The sequence below is a fragment of the Acetonema longum DSM 6540 genome, from assembly GCF_000219125.1.
Lineage (GTDB): Bacteria > Bacillota > Negativicutes > Sporomusales > Acetonemataceae > Acetonema > Acetonema longum.
On the sequence record NZ_AFGF01000066.1, the window covers coordinates 1 to 17,869 of the forward strand.

At 49.2% G+C, this 17,869-nt stretch carries 16 protein-coding genes and 1 tRNA gene; 2 read left to right on the top strand and 15 right to left on the bottom strand.

Translation table 11 applies throughout. The features are described from left to right. Positions 1-4: 4 nt before the first annotated feature. The 12 genes from ALO_RS08190 to ALO_RS08245 form a co-directional block, all read right to left on the bottom strand. A complete protein-coding gene (locus tag ALO_RS08190; protein WP_004094697.1) occupies positions 5-382 on the bottom strand; it encodes a RidA family protein in 378 nt (125 codons plus the stop codon). Positions 383-494: 112 nt separating this feature from the next. Beyond that, positions 495-1,226 carry an NADH-quinone oxidoreductase subunit NuoB gene (gene nuoB / locus ALO_RS08195; protein ID WP_004094700.1) on the bottom strand — a complete coding sequence of 244 codons (732 nt, stop codon included), beginning with the start codon at positions 1,224-1,226 and terminating at the stop codon, positions 495-497. A gap of 25 nt (positions 1,227-1,251) precedes the next feature. Then, positions 1,252-2,790 (bottom strand): hydrogenase large subunit, encoded by a 1,539-nt coding sequence (locus tag ALO_RS08200; protein ID WP_004094701.1) that lies wholly within the window; start codon positions 2,788-2,790, stop codon positions 1,252-1,254. Beyond that, the gene (locus ALO_RS08205) at positions 2,790-4,304 is read right to left on the bottom strand and encodes a hydrogenase 4 subunit F (RefSeq protein ID WP_202945759.1); all 1,515 of its coding nucleotides are present in this window, start codon (positions 4,302-4,304) and stop codon (positions 2,790-2,792) included. Before ALO_RS08205 ends, ALO_RS08200 begins: the two co-directional genes overlap by 1 nt. Before the next feature lie 286 nt (positions 4,305-4,590). Continuing rightward, on the bottom strand, positions 4,591-5,217 hold the full coding sequence (locus tag ALO_RS08210) for a hypothetical protein (RefSeq protein WP_004094703.1): 627 nt from the start codon (positions 5,215-5,217) through the stop codon (positions 4,591-4,593). 15 nt (positions 5,218-5,232) lie between these two features. Beyond that, positions 5,233-6,138, bottom strand: a complete 906-nt coding sequence (locus ALO_RS08215; protein WP_004094704.1) for a respiratory chain complex I subunit 1 family protein — start codon at positions 6,136-6,138, stop codon at positions 5,233-5,235. Positions 6,139-6,140: 2 nt separating this feature from the next. Beyond that, positions 6,141-8,180 carry a proton-conducting transporter transmembrane domain-containing protein gene (locus ALO_RS08220; RefSeq protein ID WP_004094705.1) on the bottom strand — a complete coding sequence of 680 codons (2,040 nt, stop codon included), beginning with the start codon at positions 8,178-8,180 and terminating at the stop codon, positions 6,141-6,143. Between the two features lie 303 nt (positions 8,181-8,483). Beyond that, a complete protein-coding gene (locus ALO_RS08225) occupies positions 8,484-8,921 on the bottom strand; it encodes a HutP family protein (protein WP_004094707.1) in 438 nt (145 codons plus the stop codon). Positions 8,922-8,997: 76 nt separating this feature from the next. Then, complete coding sequence (locus ALO_RS08230; RefSeq protein WP_004094708.1) at positions 8,998-10,416, bottom strand: sodium:solute symporter family protein; 1,419 nt, start codon at positions 10,414-10,416, stop codon at positions 8,998-9,000. A gap of 232 nt (positions 10,417-10,648) precedes the next feature. Then, a complete protein-coding gene (locus ALO_RS08235; protein WP_004094709.1) occupies positions 10,649-11,794 on the bottom strand; it encodes an HD-GYP domain-containing protein in 1,146 nt (381 codons plus the stop codon). 246 nt (positions 11,795-12,040) lie between these two features. Further along, positions 12,041-12,718, bottom strand: coding sequence for a phosphate signaling complex protein PhoU (gene phoU / locus ALO_RS08240; protein ID WP_004094713.1), 678 nt, complete (start codon positions 12,716-12,718; stop codon positions 12,041-12,043). 109 nt (positions 12,719-12,827) lie between these two features. After that, positions 12,828-13,100 (bottom strand): hypothetical protein, encoded by a 273-nt coding sequence (locus ALO_RS08245; RefSeq protein WP_004094715.1) that lies wholly within the window; start codon positions 13,098-13,100, stop codon positions 12,828-12,830. A gap of 182 nt (positions 13,101-13,282) precedes the next feature. On the opposite strand from ALO_RS08245, the gene ALO_RS23455 reads away from it, so the two are divergent. Then, complete coding sequence (locus tag ALO_RS23455) at positions 13,283-13,411, top strand: hypothetical protein (RefSeq protein WP_004094716.1); 129 nt, start codon at positions 13,283-13,285, stop codon at positions 13,409-13,411. Between the two features lie 327 nt (positions 13,412-13,738). Then, positions 13,739-13,814 (top strand) — tRNA-Ala (locus ALO_RS08250). A gap of 93 nt (positions 13,815-13,907) precedes the next feature. On the opposite strand, the gene ALO_RS08255 is transcribed toward ALO_RS08250, so the two are convergent. From ALO_RS08255 to pdaB, 3 genes are all read right to left on the bottom strand, one after another. Beyond that, the gene (locus ALO_RS08255; RefSeq protein ID WP_004094717.1) at positions 13,908-14,816 is read right to left on the bottom strand and encodes a fumarylacetoacetate hydrolase family protein; all 909 of its coding nucleotides are present in this window, start codon (positions 14,814-14,816) and stop codon (positions 13,908-13,910) included. 310 nt (positions 14,817-15,126) lie between these two features. Further along, positions 15,127-16,668, bottom strand: a complete 1,542-nt coding sequence (gene guaA / locus ALO_RS08260; protein ID WP_004094719.1) for a glutamine-hydrolyzing GMP synthase — start codon at positions 16,666-16,668, stop codon at positions 15,127-15,129. Between the two features lie 260 nt (positions 16,669-16,928). Then, positions 16,929-17,669, bottom strand: a complete 741-nt coding sequence (pdaB, locus tag ALO_RS08265; protein ID WP_004094720.1) for a polysaccharide deacetylase family sporulation protein PdaB — start codon at positions 17,667-17,669, stop codon at positions 16,929-16,931. Positions 17,670-17,869: the final 200 nt, after the last annotated feature.

The window sequence follows — 17,869 nt, forward strand, 5'->3', positions numbered from 1 at the left end:
GCAATTAGTAAGCAGCAATCACCTCTATCTCGACGCTCACATCGCGAGGCAATCGGGCAATCTGAACCGCCGAGCGAGCAGGCTGATCACTGGCAAAAAATTCGCCATAGATTTGGTTCATAGAGGCAAAATCATTCATATCCTTTAAAAAAACCGTTGTCTTGACTACGTTTTGGAAGGTCAGTTTTTCGTGTTCCAGCAAAGCCTTTATGTTATTTAATACCTGGCGGGTCTGCATGTCAATGCCGCCATAAACGACCTGCCCCGTGACAGGATCAAGGGGAATCTGGCCCGATAAGAATAATAAACCACCGGCCTTAACTCCCTGAGAATAAGGGCCGATAGCCTGAGGCGCCCGGTCCGTTTTTATAATGGTTTTCATCAATACAATCCTCCTGCTTGCCGCTTCAGCAAATGCCCAAGCGACCTGATCGTTATAAACCTACTTATAAACTTCTACAAGACAGGAAAAAACCCTTTTTACTGTTTATTTTTTACAGTCTGTCAAGAGCCAATAGCAGCCCGTATAACAATGCCTGAGGCTTAGGCGGGCATCCCGGAACATAAATATCCACCGGAATCAGTCCATCCACCCTGCCCCGCATAGCATAACCGGAACCGAAGGTCTGCCCGCCGGCGGCGCAGGCACCTACTGCCATGACCAGTTTAGGATGAGGCACCGCCTCATAGGTCATCAGCAGCGCCTGGGTCAGATTGCGGGTCACCACGCCGGTAACCATTAACATGTCGGCATGCCGCGGCGAAGCTACAAAATCAATGCCATATTGCTGCAAATCATAAACCGGATTTAACAAAGCCGACATTTCAAAATCACAGGCGTTACAGGAGCCGGCATCCAGATGACGTATATGAAGCGACCGACCGAGAACGGCGCGAATTTTACAGGCCACCTGGGAAGAAACCTCCTCCGGGTCCAGAGAACCGGTCAGAGTTGCCATCTGAAAATGGCCGGTCTGCACCAGTGCTTTTTCCTCACACTGATTTACACATTGGCCGCAAAAAATACAGCTGTTGTGGTCAATCACCGGCTTATCGCCTTCCAACCGCAAGGCCCGTACAGGACAAGCATGTTCGCAGGCCCGGCAACCGGAACAGCCCGTCTGCCTGAAGACTACTTCACCCCGGGAACGCGCCGGCGGGATAGCCTGATCCATAGTCTCGGTTACGGTGCCGGTGTACAAAATTTTATGCAGAATACCAAGCATCGGCAGAACCCTCCTTTTCCCTCTTCTAACGATCCAGACAGGCGTAGCATAACTCAAAACTCTTATTGATCAAGGGAAAATCCGGAATGATATTTTGGGGAACAGCTACAGCTAATGCCGGCCAGTTAGGGTAAGATGCGGAACGCACGAAGAGACGGTAGATCCGGTTTTCAGTTCCGGCCATCACCCAGTGTAGATTGCCGCCCCGGGCTGATTCACTCCAGCCGAAAGCGCTGCGATAAGGTTCCACAGTTCCGATCTCCGCCCGCAGTGGACCCGTCTGGCGAGCCAGTTTCGCCAATACTTCCCGAATGATGCCAATGGACTGAAAAGCCTCCTCAGCCCTGACGCCCAAGCGGGCAGCCACATCACCGGCTTTGTATACAGGCACTTTAAATTCAAATTCAGCATACCCGGAATAGGGAAAATCCCGCCGCATGTCGGTGCTGACCCCGGAGGCCCGGGCCGCTACTCCTACCAGACTCAGATCCAGCGCAACATGCCGAGGGACAATGCCGGTAGTTTCCACCCGATTGCGGAAGGCCTCACTGTCTTTCAGCATCATGATCAGCTCCCGGAAATCGCCTTCCAGCGAACGCAAGACATGATGGATATCCTGGGACAATTCACGGGTAAGATCCATGGCAACCCCGCCGGGCACGATCCAGCCCCGCAAAAAGCGGTTACCGGTCAAAGCTTCATTCAGACGCATCAATTTTTCTTTGAGGCGGGATCCGTGGCTGGTACCTACGGCAAAACCCAAGCCGGCACAAATATTGCCCACATCTCCCACATGGTTATATAACCGTTCCAGCTCAGCAGCCAGAATTCGCAAATACTGAGCCCGGCCGGGCGCCGCCGTCCTAGTGAGAGCCTCCACCGCCTGGCTGTATGACAGGGCATTAGACACCGAACAAGCGCCGCAAATTCTCTCCACCTGAAAAATAGCCTGATCCAGCGGTATCCCTTCCACCGCTTTCTCGATGCCCCGGTGGGTATAAAACAATTTGGCTTCCAGATGGATCATATGCTCGCCGGCCTGGCTAAAACGAAAATGACCCGGCTCAATGATACCGGCATGAATCGGTCCTACCGGCACTTCAAAAACTCCTTCGCCTGTTACCTGAGGCGTAGGATAATCATTTTCCATGGTTAATACGCTTGTATTCACTGGAAAATCCTTACGCAGAGGATACAGGCCGGCAGGCCAGTTTTCATGCAGCACAAGGGGCCTGAGATCAGGATGATCCAAAGGGTTTAGCCCGAATAAATCGTGTATCTCCCGTTCATACCAGGCAGCAGCCGGAATGATGGGCGTCAGGGAGGGAAACTCGGCCGGACCTTCCGCCGGCAGAGTTGCTTTCACTACATGAAAAGACTGAGGCTCGTCCAGGGCTGTAAAAATGCAATAAATCGCAAAGGCCCCCCGAATCTGGCGTTCATCATTGGCAAACATGGCTGAAAGCATCCGCTGCCCGTTTTTATATACAGTATTAGCGGCAACGCGAAAGTTGGCCGCAGTCGCTTCCAATGTATGGACCTGGGTTTCCTGCATCTTGCTCATCAGACTCCCCCCTTCACAATAGCCGCAGCGCGGGTCAGCATCAGATACAACCATTCCGGCAGATAGAACCCGGATACCACCAGGACGGCCAGGGAGAAAATCACTGCCGCTATACTGCTGCCGGCGGCAGGCTGAACATGATGTTTGTAAGTGACCTGTCCGAAAGCCATACGCAGGCAATAATAGATCATGCCGGCGAACACGGCTACCAATAGAACCAAGACGCTGCTGCCGAGAAAGATGTTCCCGCTTTCAAAAGCCGCCCGGAGAATGACAAATTTACTGGTGAATACGCCAAAGGGCGGCGTACCGGTAATCGCCAGCAAGCCCAGGACAAACATCCAGCCTGTAACCGGCATCTCCCTGACTAAACCGGAGATACGCATAATATATTTTGTATGATAGCCCTGGGTAATCATACCGGCCAGATAAAAGAGCGATGATTTAGCCAGAGCGTGATTCAGAACATGGAAAAGCGCCCCGAATATAGCCAGAGGCGTCCCAATCCCCAATCCTAAAGCTACAAGACCCATATGCTCCACACTGGAATAAGCCAGCAGCCGCTTCAGGTCATGCTGCACCAGAACAAACGGAATGGAAACAGCCACACTGATGACGCCAAAAGCCAGCAGCAGCTGCTGGCCGAATAAAGGCCCCAAAGCTCCCTGCACGATAATCATATTGCGAATCAGGGCATACAAAGCGCAGGATAACAAGGCGCCGGACAGCAGGCCGCTGACCGGTGACGGCGCCTGGCTGTGGGCATCAGGCAGCCAGGTGTGCATGGGGGCTAAACCGGCTTTTGTGCCGTAACCCACCAGCAAAAACACAAAAGAGAGTTTGATCAATCCCGGATCCAGCAGGTCGGCATGATCCCGCAAAGATAGCCAGCTCAAGGCATGATCACCGCCGCCCACAGCATTCACCTGAGTATAATACAGCAGAATGGTTCCCAAGAGAGCCAGACAGATTCCCACCGTGCATACCATCACATACTTCCAGGCCGCCTCCAGGGCAGAACGGTTAAAGTAAAAGGCTACCAACAAAGCGCTGGCCAGAGTGGTGGCTTCCACTGCCACCCAGATTAACCCCAGGTTCTCCACCATTAGGACAACCAGCATGGTGAAGATGAATAATTGCAAAAGCGCATAGTAGCGTGACAGCATCCGGGCGGATAAATGTCCATGCTCCAATTCACGCCGCATATAAGAAAGAGAAAACCAGGCAGCTGTGAAGGATAAGGTTCCTATTACCAGCAGCATCGTCGCGTTGAGCGCATCCAGATAAAACATGCCGGTCTGGATCATCCCCCGGGCCGCAACGATATATACCACTCCCCAGACCATAACAAAAGTCAAAGCGCTGCTCCCCAGATTCATCCAGCCCAATCTGCCGGCAGGCATGGACAGCAAAGAGAATCCTCCGGTCAAAAGCGGAATTGCCAGCAGCAAACATAACAGTTCAAATATGACAGGCATAAGCGAGGTTACTATGTCCATTGTAATAAATTTCACCACTTTCGTCCGGCAATCGTTCTCAAACCCGTCTTTAACCTCGAATTTGGGACCGTTCAAAAAGGTTCAGATGCGAGGTGCGACGAGGACGGGCGTGAGACTGTACGTTCGCAGGGTACGTTGATACTAGAGAGATGCGAAGCATCATGAGATCAGGAAGAAAGCAGGTCGCGTTTCGGCGTAGTCACAGCAAAATATCTATTGCCTAGAATCCGAACGGAGACGCTTTCTGACTGAGCCCGCCCGCAGGAGGAAACGACGCAGATGGGCCTTTTTCAACGGTCCCCTAACCCTTTAATTTTTCTAAGATACTAGTATCCGTGGACCAAAACGAAATTTTCAGGCGGTATGTGAGGATCACCAGCACTAATACGGCCACCAGTACATCGACAAAAATACCCAATTCGATAATAAGCGGCAATCCCTTTGTGACAGACAAACCTACCAAATAGAGTCCATTTTCCATGGTAATCAAGCCAATGGTCTGCATCATCGCCTGATGACGGGTCATAATCAACAAGAGACCGATCATCATCAGAGACACGGCCGCAGCTAAGGCATCCCGGCTGAGTATTCCCGGCAGCGCCCGGTCAATCAGGATATAAGAAAAAAAGATCACTGTAGCCGCCGCCAAAGATGCGGCATTCGGGCTCAAAACAGGATTCCTCTCTTTTTCCTGGTGCAGCCTGCGTACCAGCCGCATTAAGGCGTAAGGAATCAGCACCGCCTTGATGGCAAACGTTAAAAACGCGGCAATGAACATGTGTACCTCGCCTGTCTCCCAGCCGATATAAAGACAGGCCAAGGAAATAATGACGGACTGGACCAACAGGATTTCCACGGCGGTTTTTAACTTAATGGCACGAGTCTGCAAAAATGCGCCAAACAGCAAGAAGATGGCAAACACATTCACGGGTTCCACATCCTTTTATTGCGCTACCAGCGCTAGTATCGACAGTAATCCCGAGACAGCCAGAAAACCGGGAACCCGGAATAGACGCATTTTATTGGTGCCGGTCTCCGCTATGCCCAGCAGTGCCGCCGCAAAAAAAAGCTTCAGCAAAAACCAGGCCGCTGTCGGAACCCATCCATGAAACAAAGAAAACTTCCATGGCAGAAAGAACAGGACAAACAAGATTAAAATGATCAGCTGTTTCAGGGAAGCGGCCCAATGGATCAAACCCAGATAACGGCCGGAATACTCCAGGATCATCCCCTCATGGATCATAGTTAACTCCAGATGCGTATCAGGATTGTCAATGGGAACACGGCCGGTTTCAGCAATCATGATTATACAGAAGGCGATCGCAGCAAATATATAGGGCAGTGAAAACGGCGTTTTTTCGGCGATAGCCGCCATCGACAATAAATTCGTGCTGTTGCTGCGCGTAGCCACTGTCAGTAACGTCAGCAATAATAGCGGCTCAATTAAAACCGACAGATACATTTCCCGGGATCCGCCCATGCCGCCAAAGGTACTGCCGGCATCCAGCGAAGCCAGGACCATGAACAGACGGCCTGCCGCCAGGAGATAAATCAGCAGGAAGACATCAAAAGACCGGCTGGCGCTGCCGAACAGGGTAAGGGGCAACATAGCAGCCGCAGTCAGGGTCACGGTAAAGTAAACATAGGGGGATACCGGGAAAATAGCCGATATGGTGGGAGAAAACACGCTGTCTTTTTGCAGTAATTTGGCCAGATCGTAATAACTCTGCAGGAGCTTGGGGCCCCGGCGGTTCTGCAGCCTGGCTTTGACAATCTTTATGAAACCGGATAGCAAAGGGGCCAGCATCAACAACAATAACGCCTGCATTATGATTTCAACATATTCCATACTTACCACCCCGCACTCCAAAGCAGTAGCACCAGCGTAACAGCCATGATATATCCGATGTAAAGCTGCACGTTGCCGGCCTGCATTTTTTTCAGCCTGGTTGACCATTTAACAATTATCTGGCCCAAGGGATGATATAACCGCTCGGTAAATACGTTATACACCGCAGTGTAGTAACTCAAAACTCTCCCGTGGTAGCGTTGAGCATTGCCATCCGCCAGCGTTTCTCTCTGCGGCGGCAACAGACGGCGGAACGCTATCTGCACCGGCTTGGAAAAACCGACGGCCGAATATTCCATGCGGGCGTCAGGCACAATACCGCAGGTCCAGGTCTCCCCTGTCGTTTTGACCGGCCGCCCCCTGAGGCGAAACAGCAGCCAGCCGATACACAGATTCAGCAACAGCAAGGGCAGCAAACCGGGAATATGGCTGCCCGCCGCCAGCGAACCTATTTGCCAGGTTAGTCCTCCCTGCCAGGGGAAGGTCATGGCGGCCTCCTGCATACGGCCGTAGCCGACCAGCATCAATTGCAAAGACGCAAGGATCGGTTGCGGCCAAAGCCCCAGTCCAAGGCAAAAAAGCGCCAATATACCCATAGGAGCCAGCATAAAGGGCGAAACCTCTCTGGCCTTCCGCCCCTGCAGGCTGCGCGGCTTGCCGAGAAAAGCAATGCCATAGGCTTTGGCAAAGGCCGCCAGGGCCAAAGCCCCGCTTAATCCCAGCAAAGCTATAAACACGGCGGCTGTAAGCCGGCCAATTGCCCCCGGTATTACCTGTTCAATGAAAAATAGCGATTGATAAACGAGCCACTCACTCATAAAGCCATTAAAGGGAGGCAGGGCGGTGATACTCACGGCTCCGATCAAACACACGAAAGAGGTATAAGGCATGGACTTAGCCAATCCTCCCATACGCTCCAGTTCATTAGTCCCGGTTGCGCGAATCACAGCGCCTGAGGCCATAAACAATAAAGACTTAAATACGGCATGATTGAAGGCATGCAGCAGAACAGCAGTCCAGGCCAAGGCCGCCAACCCTTCCTGCCCCCTGCCGGAAAACAATAGGGCCGCCCCAATACCCAGCAGCATGATGCCGATATTTTCTACACTGGAATAAGCGAACAGCCGTTTAATGTTATTGGACAGGAGAGCGTATAAAATCCCCATTACGGCTGATACTCCGCCTAAACAAAGCACCATGCCTCCCCACCAGGTTGGTCCTTGTCCCAAAAAGTCAAGAAAAAAGCGAGCCATACCGTATACAGCGGTTTTCATCATGACTCCGGACATCAGAGCGGAAATATGGCTGGGAGCCGCGGTATAAGCCCGGGGCAGCCAGACATGAAAGGGTATCATACCCGCCTTAATACCAAATCCCAGAAAGGCTGTCAGGAAAACCCCGTTGCGGACTGTCTCATTCTTATAAGCTGCTGCCAAAGCCGTAAAATCCATTGTTCCCGCTGCCTGCACCAATAAAAGAAAGGCAATGATCACCAAGGCTGTCCCGATATGGGTCATGATCATGTATATAAATGCGGTCCGGGTTGTCCCCGGCTTCTCATGTTCAAAGTTAACCAGCAGAAATGATATAACCGCCATGACCTCCCAGGCGATTAAAAAAGCCATAGCCTGACTGAGGGTCAATACCAAAGCAATAGACAAAAGAAACGCGTTAAACAACGCTGTCAGAAGAGGCAATTGTCCGGCTTGATACTGCCGGCAGTAACCCACAGCATACAGACTGATACAAAACCCCGCGACACCCATTAACAGCAAAAAATGCGCCGACAACAAATCAACCCGTACTGAGACCGGCCCTAAAATTTCTACTGCCGGCAAAACAATCACTAAACTTTCCGCTATTCCGGAAAAATTAGAGATCATAATAAAGATTGCGCAAAGTCCGGCAGCGAGACACCCCATAGCGGCCAAACCATGCGCAATGATATTCAGTGTGCCCGGGTTTCTTCGGATCACAAGCGGAGACATCGCACCGGCGCCAAACAGTGCCAGCGTCGCCCAAAATAAATAACCAGCAATCATGCCTTTGTTCCCACCTTAATCACTTGATGAAGTGATAATGATAATAACGTTTTCATTCTATCATAAATAGCCGCGAAAAGGTAAAGTGCTGCCAACGGATTTTAGCTTGAAATACCGAATGCCAGCCAACTAAACGATATTAGACAAACATTTGATCGTATGGCGCAATAAAGCGTCAGTTTGGTACCTTATTCAGCGATGTGGCTCATCTGTCTTTCAGAAAAGTCTGCGCCCGCAGGACCACAAAGGAAAAATCCCGCCATATGACGGGATTTTTCTCCTTTGCAGCGAATCGTGACCGCTTTATACCGATGCGCTTGCATCCAACGGTAAAGAACGGTGGGCCATTCCTACCGCTACTTCATTTAAATTAAGCACACCCACACCGCAGTAAATAGCAACGCACAAGTGCTCACCGCAACGGGCGATGCCGATTTTGCCACCCACGTTTAAACCAACCGCCATTGGCATAATCCGTTCCAAAGCCGCCCGGGTCGCTCCGGCAACAGCCCCTTCACCCACATGATTTTCCGGTACCAGTCCTTGACGCTGTGCCGCCACAACCGCACGTTCGATGATTTTTTTTACGGTGGCAATATACTCACCGCCAAAATCCACAGCTACGGCCGCTATTCCCTTACGGCAAAGATTCTGCCGCATTTCCTGCTCTTCCTGGCGAGATTCACTGGCTGCCATCTTTAAGGCCGCCCGCCCAACATCAATACTACTGATATCCTCCACAGGCGCACTCCTTTCGACATGTAAGGATAGCTTTCACGTCCGCATTTACTCCAACAACCTTATACCTTCAGCCATATTATTTTCCGGTGGAAACTGTATCCGGCGCCGGTACGGCAATTCTGTCAGAGTCTATGACCGCAACTGTCAGGAAGGTCGTCAGACATACCAGCCATTCCAAATAAATCGGATGGTCGAATACTCTGACGGCGGGAAAAATCTGCCAGACCAGCAAGGCCACCATCCCAGCCAAGGTGGTGTAGAAAGCTGAATTGCGCCGGCACAGTCCCGGAACAAAAATAGTGGCCAAGAAAATCAATGTAAACGCTGTGGTCAAACTAAGGCCGATTAAGAGAGTTTTAACAATGTTTACGGCATTAAACGCCATCCATAAGGTCATGAGTCCTAATGCCAGAACCGCTAACCGGTTAACGGTTAAATAGTCCCGTTCACTCACAGTGGGACACCAGAACCGTTTCCAGATATCCTGAGAAAACAGCGTACCCGCTCCCAGCAATAAGGTGCAGGCCGTCGATACATCGGCTGCCCAAAGCGCCGCCAGGGTGATACCTGAAACAACCGGGTCCAAGTTCATAATAATCTTCGGCAAGGCCATCGTCGCCTGAATGCCAGGGTAAGCAACTTTGGCCGCCACCCCCATAAGAGCGCACATGAAACCAATGGGGAAAATAATCACTGCGCCCCATAGAAACCCCCGCTTAGCCACAGACTCATTTTTTGCGCCGCAGGCAATTTGCACCGGTCCCTGGGCCGTAATAGTCTGAGTGATCATTACCACAAACCAGCCAGCAACCGTAGCCAGACTCAATCCGCCAAGGGGACCGAACCAATCGGTACCGGCCGGCAATTGAGCCGCAATAGCGCCAACGCCGCCAAGTTGGCAAAGAGTGATAAGAGTACCGACGATGACGCCGATATAGATCAGGATCACACTTACCACATTGGAAAGCCCTGATGACCATAGACCACCGATGAGAGTAATGCCGATAAATACCACGGCGCTGGTAATCATACCGCCCTGCATGGAGAAAACCTCGGGCAGCAGCGAGGAGAGGATTGCTCCTCCAGCCAGGTACTGCAAAGATGTGATGACCAATTGAATCGTAATTAAACCAATGACGCTGATAATCCGCCCTTTTTTATCGTAGAACCGTTCGAATAGTTCGGGAACAGTTGTACACTGCATGCCACGATACTTTCCGGCGGCAACAAGACCCATAACCACAGCACCGGCTGCCCAGGCGGCGTTATACCACCCCGCTGCCAAACCAACCTGAAAGGCGCTTTCGGCAACTCCGATTGTGGAGGCGGCGCCTACGGCCAATCCGGCGATATTCACGGCCACCAGTCCAGTATTTAATTCCCTGCCGGCAAATAAGAAGTTTGCACTGCCTTTAGAAGCCTTCTGTTTAGCATACCAGCTAATCAAAAACAATAGGGCAATGTATAATACCACAATAATTAATTGAATCGACATAAATCCATCCTACCCTTCTACTCTGCCATTCATTAGAGAATCCTTTAAACCCTTCTGCGTCCCACTACAGGACCCTAAAAAATACTTCTGTTCCATCTCCTTTCCAGAATAGGGGAAAAGAAAAACACACACAGGGTGTGTAAGAACAAAAACAGATTGTCCTACTATCCTGCCATTCTACCGAACAAACAAACCTTCCTACGCCAATATCGCATCAGCCATAGCCTATTTGTCAACCGGATTGTTCCTGCAGTTCAGCCGTAAATCCCTGCAATGCAAAGCGTTTTTCCAGCTTGGCAACTTCTGCCCGGCTTAATACCTTGCTGACAAAACAGGTTAAATTTTCGTGCAGATCCTGTTCCTGATTACTCTCCGGCGAACAAAACTGCTTCGCAACATTCATGACAATCCTTACTTTAGGTCTGGTTGGCATATTGCGGTTTACCTGAATCACAACGCCGATTTCGCCATTGTTCAGTTCAACAAAGGCACCAACCGGATACACTGCAATCTGCTGCAGAAATATCTTCAATATTTCAGTGTCGAACTGAGTCCCGGAACCGGCCTGCATGATCTCATACGCTTCATGAGGCAGCATCGCGCTGCGGTAAGACCGGTCAGAGGTCAAAGCGTCATACACATCAGCAATAGACGTGATACGGGCATACTCATGAATTTCCTCTCTGGCAAGTCCACGCGGATACCCTTTCCCATCGCATTTTTCGTGATGCTGATACGCTACATGGACGACCAACATAGAAAGTTCCTGACTGTACCTGCGGAGAATATCAAAGCCATATTCGGGATGACGCTGCATCTCCGTCATTTCTTTAGGGTTCAGCTGTCCCCGTTTGTTCAAAATATCTTTATGAATCAGAGCTTTACCCGTATCGTGCAGCAAAGCGCCCAGGGAAAGTTCATACAGTTCTTTTTCATTATAATCCATCCATACACCGGTCAGTGTGGCCAGGATGCAAGTATTTACGCAATGTCCGAAGGTATAATCGTCGTGAATCCGGATATCATTCAGATGAATCATGGTGTGACGATTCTGGATGACCTCATCCACAATCGATTTCGCCATTTCCTTAAATTGATCAAGGTCTACTCTTTTCCCTGCCCGGAGTCCGTCAAAAGATTTTTGGACCAGCTGAGTCACCATAATCCGGGTTTCTTCCTGCACCAGTTGAGGCACCTTAACATCCGCTGATAAGGGGCTTTGGATATAGAGAGCCGGCAACCCTATTTCATTAAGCCGTTTAATATAATAGTCATTGAACGGGACACCCTCAGCCAATAACAGCCGGCCATCTGCATTGTAAATACTTCGTGCGCTCTTCATCCCTAATTTGGCTTCAGATACAGTAATGCGTTGCACAATTTCACCACCGTTATCATCCAGAATCAGTTTTCATCCGGGTGCTCGCCTGTAGTCTTTTCCCGGAAATATAAGCACCGTGAACCTGATGCCGTCAGAACGTCCAGACTGGGAATCCGTCTTCCTTTAAAACCCAATGCCTTGCAGCCATAAGGGAAAGCACGGTCCCAGGTTATATAGAAAAAAAGGCATTGATAGCAATTAGGATTCGTCCGGCTCGTATCAATGCCTTCTCTTTTCCCTGAGCTATTTCCCTGGTTTTTCATCAGGCATTTTGTAGCCAGTCGCAACATAAAACACCCATTCAGCTATATTGGTTGAACGATCGGCAACCCTCTCAATGTAGCGAATGGCCGTATGCAGTTCCAAAATAGCTTCCAGTGCTTTGGCATCAGCAGTAGCATTAGAAATCAGCTTCACGAACAGGTCTTTGCGGATTCTGTCCACTGCATCATCCCGTCCAATCACTTCTGACGCCAAATCCGGGTCGTTAGTCGCGTAGGCCCGCATAGCATCGCTCAGCATGGTGGCGGCCAAATCCCCCATGGATTTGACGGTAGGAGAAAGCGGGACAATATGTGTCACATCCACTTGGGGGAATTTCTTTTGCACAATTTTAGCGATATTGTTGGCATAATCAGCAATTCGTTCCACTTCAGTAGCTATTTTCATAGTGGCCACAAGAAACCGCAAATCCGTAGCAGCCGGCTGCTGCGTAGCCATCGTGCGGATGCATGTTTCGTCTACAGCCGTGTATATTTTATCAACATCTTTTTCATATTGCCGCGAAGCTGCAGCCATTTCTGAATCCCGTTCGGCCAGAGCGGATGTTGCATTTAGAACAGAAGCTACTGTCTTTTCTCCCATACCTATTACCGTGCTACGAATATTGGCTAATTCATTTAAATACTCTTTTCTGACCAATGATCTCGCCCCCTTTTCTCATCTCTTTAAAGAATTCAATGCCTGGTATCCTATATCCTACTGAAGACAAATATATTCTATGACTGTTCTGTCCCGGGGACGCGCCGTCTCAATGATCACTCAGCCGGACCCGCTCCTCCAGTTCATTTAATCGGTCATAGAGAGTATGCAAAGCCCCGGTGATAGCGTCAATTCCATTGGTTTGACAAATCCGTGTCTCAATCTCACTGGTCAAAGCGCCCCCCAAAAGGGAAGGAAAAGCATCCGCAGACAGATCCGATACATCCTCTGTCAAGGATAACTTGCGGCTAATGAGTAAAAATTCATATGTTAACGCCGTTAACTCTACCATTGCCTGTTCCTTAGAGGTTAATGCGTCCAAGATACCATCCCCTCATCTATGAAATTATCCCGCACCAATTCAAATACTTGTTAAAATATTAAATTCTTTCCTGTTCCCTGGCGCAATTCGAAAAAATCTATTTTTTACCATGATAAGTTCCCTGTCTACCCGGGAAAAACTAAGTTCAGGACTCAATACAACAGACAGCAGGAGGTGATACTGTGTCGGAAAAATCAAAAGACTGCTTCTCTGATAAAAACTGCAACCAAAAAGAAGTTTCCGCCGAATTTTCCTGTGAATTAAGTCCTAAAGCCAAGAATCAGAAAAAAGAAGACAAATCAAAATGCTAATATGCTTCCGGCAGCAACATCAAGAGTGAACTCCCGGTATCGGTAAAAAGGGGATGAAAAATCATCCCCTTTTTCTATTGCTTAATACTAATGAATTACCTCCTATATATCGTAATTTTTTTGTTAGTAATTAAGAGTTCGGTAGAATCTCCCATCATTCCTGCCTGAAAATTTTCATAAATATGACGATGAATTGCTGCTAGCAGATGAATGTACTGTTTTAACAATCTTTTATAAATCATAAAAAAACTATATAAAGTCAGTTGACAAGTTGAGTTAATATGGTTATAATAATTTTTGTCGGTGGAAGCGCCGCTAACTAAATGTGGGGGTATAGCTCAGCTGGGAGAGCGCTTGAATGGCATTCAAGAGGTCAGCGGTTCGATCCCGCTTATCTCCACCAGTAATCAAAACCTTAGGGTGAAACCTAAGGTTTTTTTACGTTTTTTAAACATTTTGAGCAACACTTTTAGCGAATATGCTGCCAGACTTATGCTTACTTTTCCAGGGTATTGACTAAGATGCCGATATTCTCAATTTCCAGTCTCATCTCATCGCCTGGCTGCAAAAACCTGGGCGGATTGAAACCAGCCCCTACGCCTGCCGGGGTGCCTGTTGCAATGATATCGCCCGGCTCAAGGGTAATTATCGAAGAAATCGCCGCAATCAATGCAGGAATATCAAATACCATATCCTTGGTATTTGCATTCTGACGAATTTCACCGTTTATCATAGACTTTATCGATAAGTTATGAGGAGCGGGAATCGCATTTTTATGAACGATGCAGGGACCGAGAGGCGCAAAGGTATCAGGGCTCTTCCCCATTAGCCACTGGCCATGAGCTTTCTGCAGGTCTCTCGCCGAGATGTCGTTCATAATGGTATAGCCAAAGACATAGTCATAGGCCTTATCTTTGGCCGCCTGAGATGCCGTTTTGCCGACAATCACCGCCAGTTCCACTTCATAGTCGATTTTGGACGTCATCTGTTTATGATTTTTGACGATAGCACCAGTACCGATTACACACGTAGGCGGTTTCGAAAAGACCACCGGCACTTTCGGCACAGCTGCACTGACATCCCCTGTTTTGTCCACCTCAAGGGCATGTTCAACATAATTTTTGCCGATACAGAAAATATTTTTCCGCGGCCGGGGAATTGGAGCGAGTAAGCGCACTTCGTCAAGGGCCAGCTTGGGGCAACTGCTATCCGCTCTTTCCAGGATCGTTTGCACGATTTTTACTGCCGCATCTCCCTGTTCGATCAATTCCAGCATCGTATCAGGCAGGGTTGCGCTGTTGCAGCACCCCTGCTCCGCCGCTTGCAAGGGAATTACATATTTCTGATCCGCTGATAAAATGCCAATGCTTACCTTCCCGTCAGCTTCAAAGGTTACAAACTTCATTTTTAATTCCCCCTATTGGGTATATTTTATCTGCTTTTTATTTTACCACAAGCTTATACTCTTTTACCAGTTAGAGGAAATGAGGATTGTTAAAATAATAGGCGGTTGCCTGAAGGGGGCTTTTTGACGCACAGCCCCATACTGCCAGGCCAAAATCAACCCTTGCTTTAAAGCGCATTGCATATCAATAATTATGCTGCTTGGAGTGCGGCTACGCCGCTATTGACAGAGATTTATCCTGACTAATAGTAGCCAAGGGGTTAAGGACAAGCCTTAACCCCTTGGTGCGCGACCATCTAAAGGCGCTAAATCATTCCCACTCAATAGTGGATGGCGGTTTAGAAGTAATGTCATATACGATTCTATTGACATCTTTCACTTCGTTAACAATCCGGCGGGAAATATTGTCCAGGACTTCGTAAGGCAGGCGCACCCAGTCAGCCGTCATGCCATCCTCACTGGATACAATTCTTAATCCTATGGTATAAGCATAAGTCCGCTCGTCGCCCATAACGCCGACACTCTTCATAGCCGGCAGTACGGCGAAAGACTGCCAGACTTTGCGATACAGGCCGGCATTCTTAATTTCCTGATAAACAATGGAATCAGCTTCCCGCAAAATTTCCAGCCGTTCGTGGGTAATTTCACCGATGATCCGGATTGCCAGACCGGGACCGGGGAAAGGCTGACGCCAGACAATGTCATCAGGCAGGCCCAGTTCTTTGCCCAGGGCCCGGACCTCGTCCTTAAACAGGTCACGCAGGGGTTCTACCAGTTGGAACTTCATATCTTCCGGCAGGCCGCCTACATTGTGGTGGCTTTTGATGACCGCCGCCGTGGCAGTGCCGCTTTCGATCACATCGGGGTACAGAGTCCCCTGAACCAGAAAATCAATATCGCCCAATTTAGCCGACTCAGTTTCAAACACCCGGATAAATTCTTCACCGATGATTTTCCGTTTGCTTTCCGGCTCGGTAACACCGGCGATGCGTTTCATAAACCGGTCTACCGCATCCACATACACCAGATTCATGTGAAAGCCGTCCCGGAAGGTTTTGACTACCTGCTCGGGCTCGCCTTTGCGCAAAAAGCCATGATTGACGAACACACAGGTTAGCTGGTCGCCGACCGCTTTATGGACCAGTACTGCCGCTACGGAAGAATCCACGCCGCCGCTTAATGCGCACAGCACCCTCTTATTGCCGACCTGACGGCGGATAGCAGCCATCGCGTGATCCACAAAAGAACCCATATTCCAATCACCTTTGCAGTGACAAATATCAAACAGAAAAGTCCGAAGCATTTTCATGCCTTCCGGAGTATGCACCACTTCCGGATGGAACTGTACGCCGTAAATTTTGCGTGCTTCGTCCACCATGGCCGCCACCGGGGTATTTTCCGTATAGGCGGTTACTTCAAATCCTGCCGGCGCTTTTACGATGAAATCGCCATGACTCATCCACACCTGAGTTTGGGCCGGAACGTTGGCAAAGAAGGCTACGCCGTCTTTAATCGACAATTTAGTATTGCCATATTCCCGGGACTGAGCCCGGCTGACCTCGCCGCCCAGAAGATGCGCCGTCAGTTGCATACCATAACATATGCCGAGTACCGGTATGTTCAGTTTAAATACTTCACTGTCGCACCGAGGAGCTTTTTCAGCATAAACGCTGGACGGGCCGCCAGAAAATACAATTCCTTTGGGGTTCATAGCCCGAATTTTATCAATGGGAGTATTGAAAGGCGTGATTTCACAATATACGCCGCATTCCCGGATACGTCGCGCGATTAATTGACTGTACTGTCCGCCGAAATCCATGACCAGTATCAGTTCCTGTTGATTGACCTGCATGCTGTAGAAAGCCTCCTTCTTCAAATCACCGGAATGTTCTTCCCGTTTTTCCTATATAGGTACAAAATATATCATAGAAGCCCGTCCGCTGTAAATACCTTCGTGTAAAAACATGATAATATTTATATATTTTTTAGTGTTTCTCCGGCATCGCGTCTTTACACCGAGAAAATTACAACAACAGGCATTAAGGGACAACTTCTGATACTATACATGTTCGTGGTGAAATGCCTATCTCCTGCCCAAAAAGAAAACCGGCATTAATGCCGGATCAGCCCGTTTTCACTGCATTTATCTAACAATTCTCCCACCGTCACGATTCTATAGCCCTGTTCCTTAATTTTATCCAGCAGGACCGGCAAGGCCTCTGCCGTCTGCAGCGGAGTATCGGAGGCATGCATGAGAATAATGGCGCCGGGCTTTAACCGCTTTACTACCCGGTCGATAATCACTTCTTTGCCGGGGTTTTTCCAGTCTAAAGAATCCACATTCCAGATAATCGTTTTGTAGCCCATTGTCTCGGCAGCCGTCAAAGATCGCTGACTGTAGTGGCCGTTAGGCGGCCGGATCAGGCTGGGGTCTACTCCGGTTACTTCTTTAATCAGATCATGGGCTTTTTTAATATCGTCCTTCACCCATTCGGCCGGCTTATCGCCATAGTTGTCGTGGCGATAACCATGGCTGGCGATCTGATGACCATCAGCCACCATTCTCTGGGCTACTTCCGGATACTTTTTGGCCCATGGCCCCATGATAAAAAAGGTGCACTGAATATTATTCTGTTTCAGGGTATCCAAAATAGAGGGGGTAAATCTATTTCCCCAGGAATGATCAAAAGTCAGGGCCACCACTTTCTGATCGGTGCGGGTACCGGCAATAGCCATAGGTCCGCTGCTGATAATTTCAGCAACCTGTACATAGAATGCATTGATGGCCAGCAGGCCGATCATACCGTAAAACCAGTACCGGCGGCCGATGATCCGCCTAAGATTCAGTATCACCTGTCCCCGCCTCCTAAAGAGATGCAAAGCATCTCTGAAATCAGACTAGCATCGTCTTGTTTTTTCTTTTTTCGGGTTATTGTAATAATACCTATGCGCCGGCCAGGAGGAATATGCCTATGGTACCTATATACCGCAAAAAAAGAAGTGGCCCAAAAGTTTGATCAACTGATGGACCACTTCTTAATTCTTTATTTTTA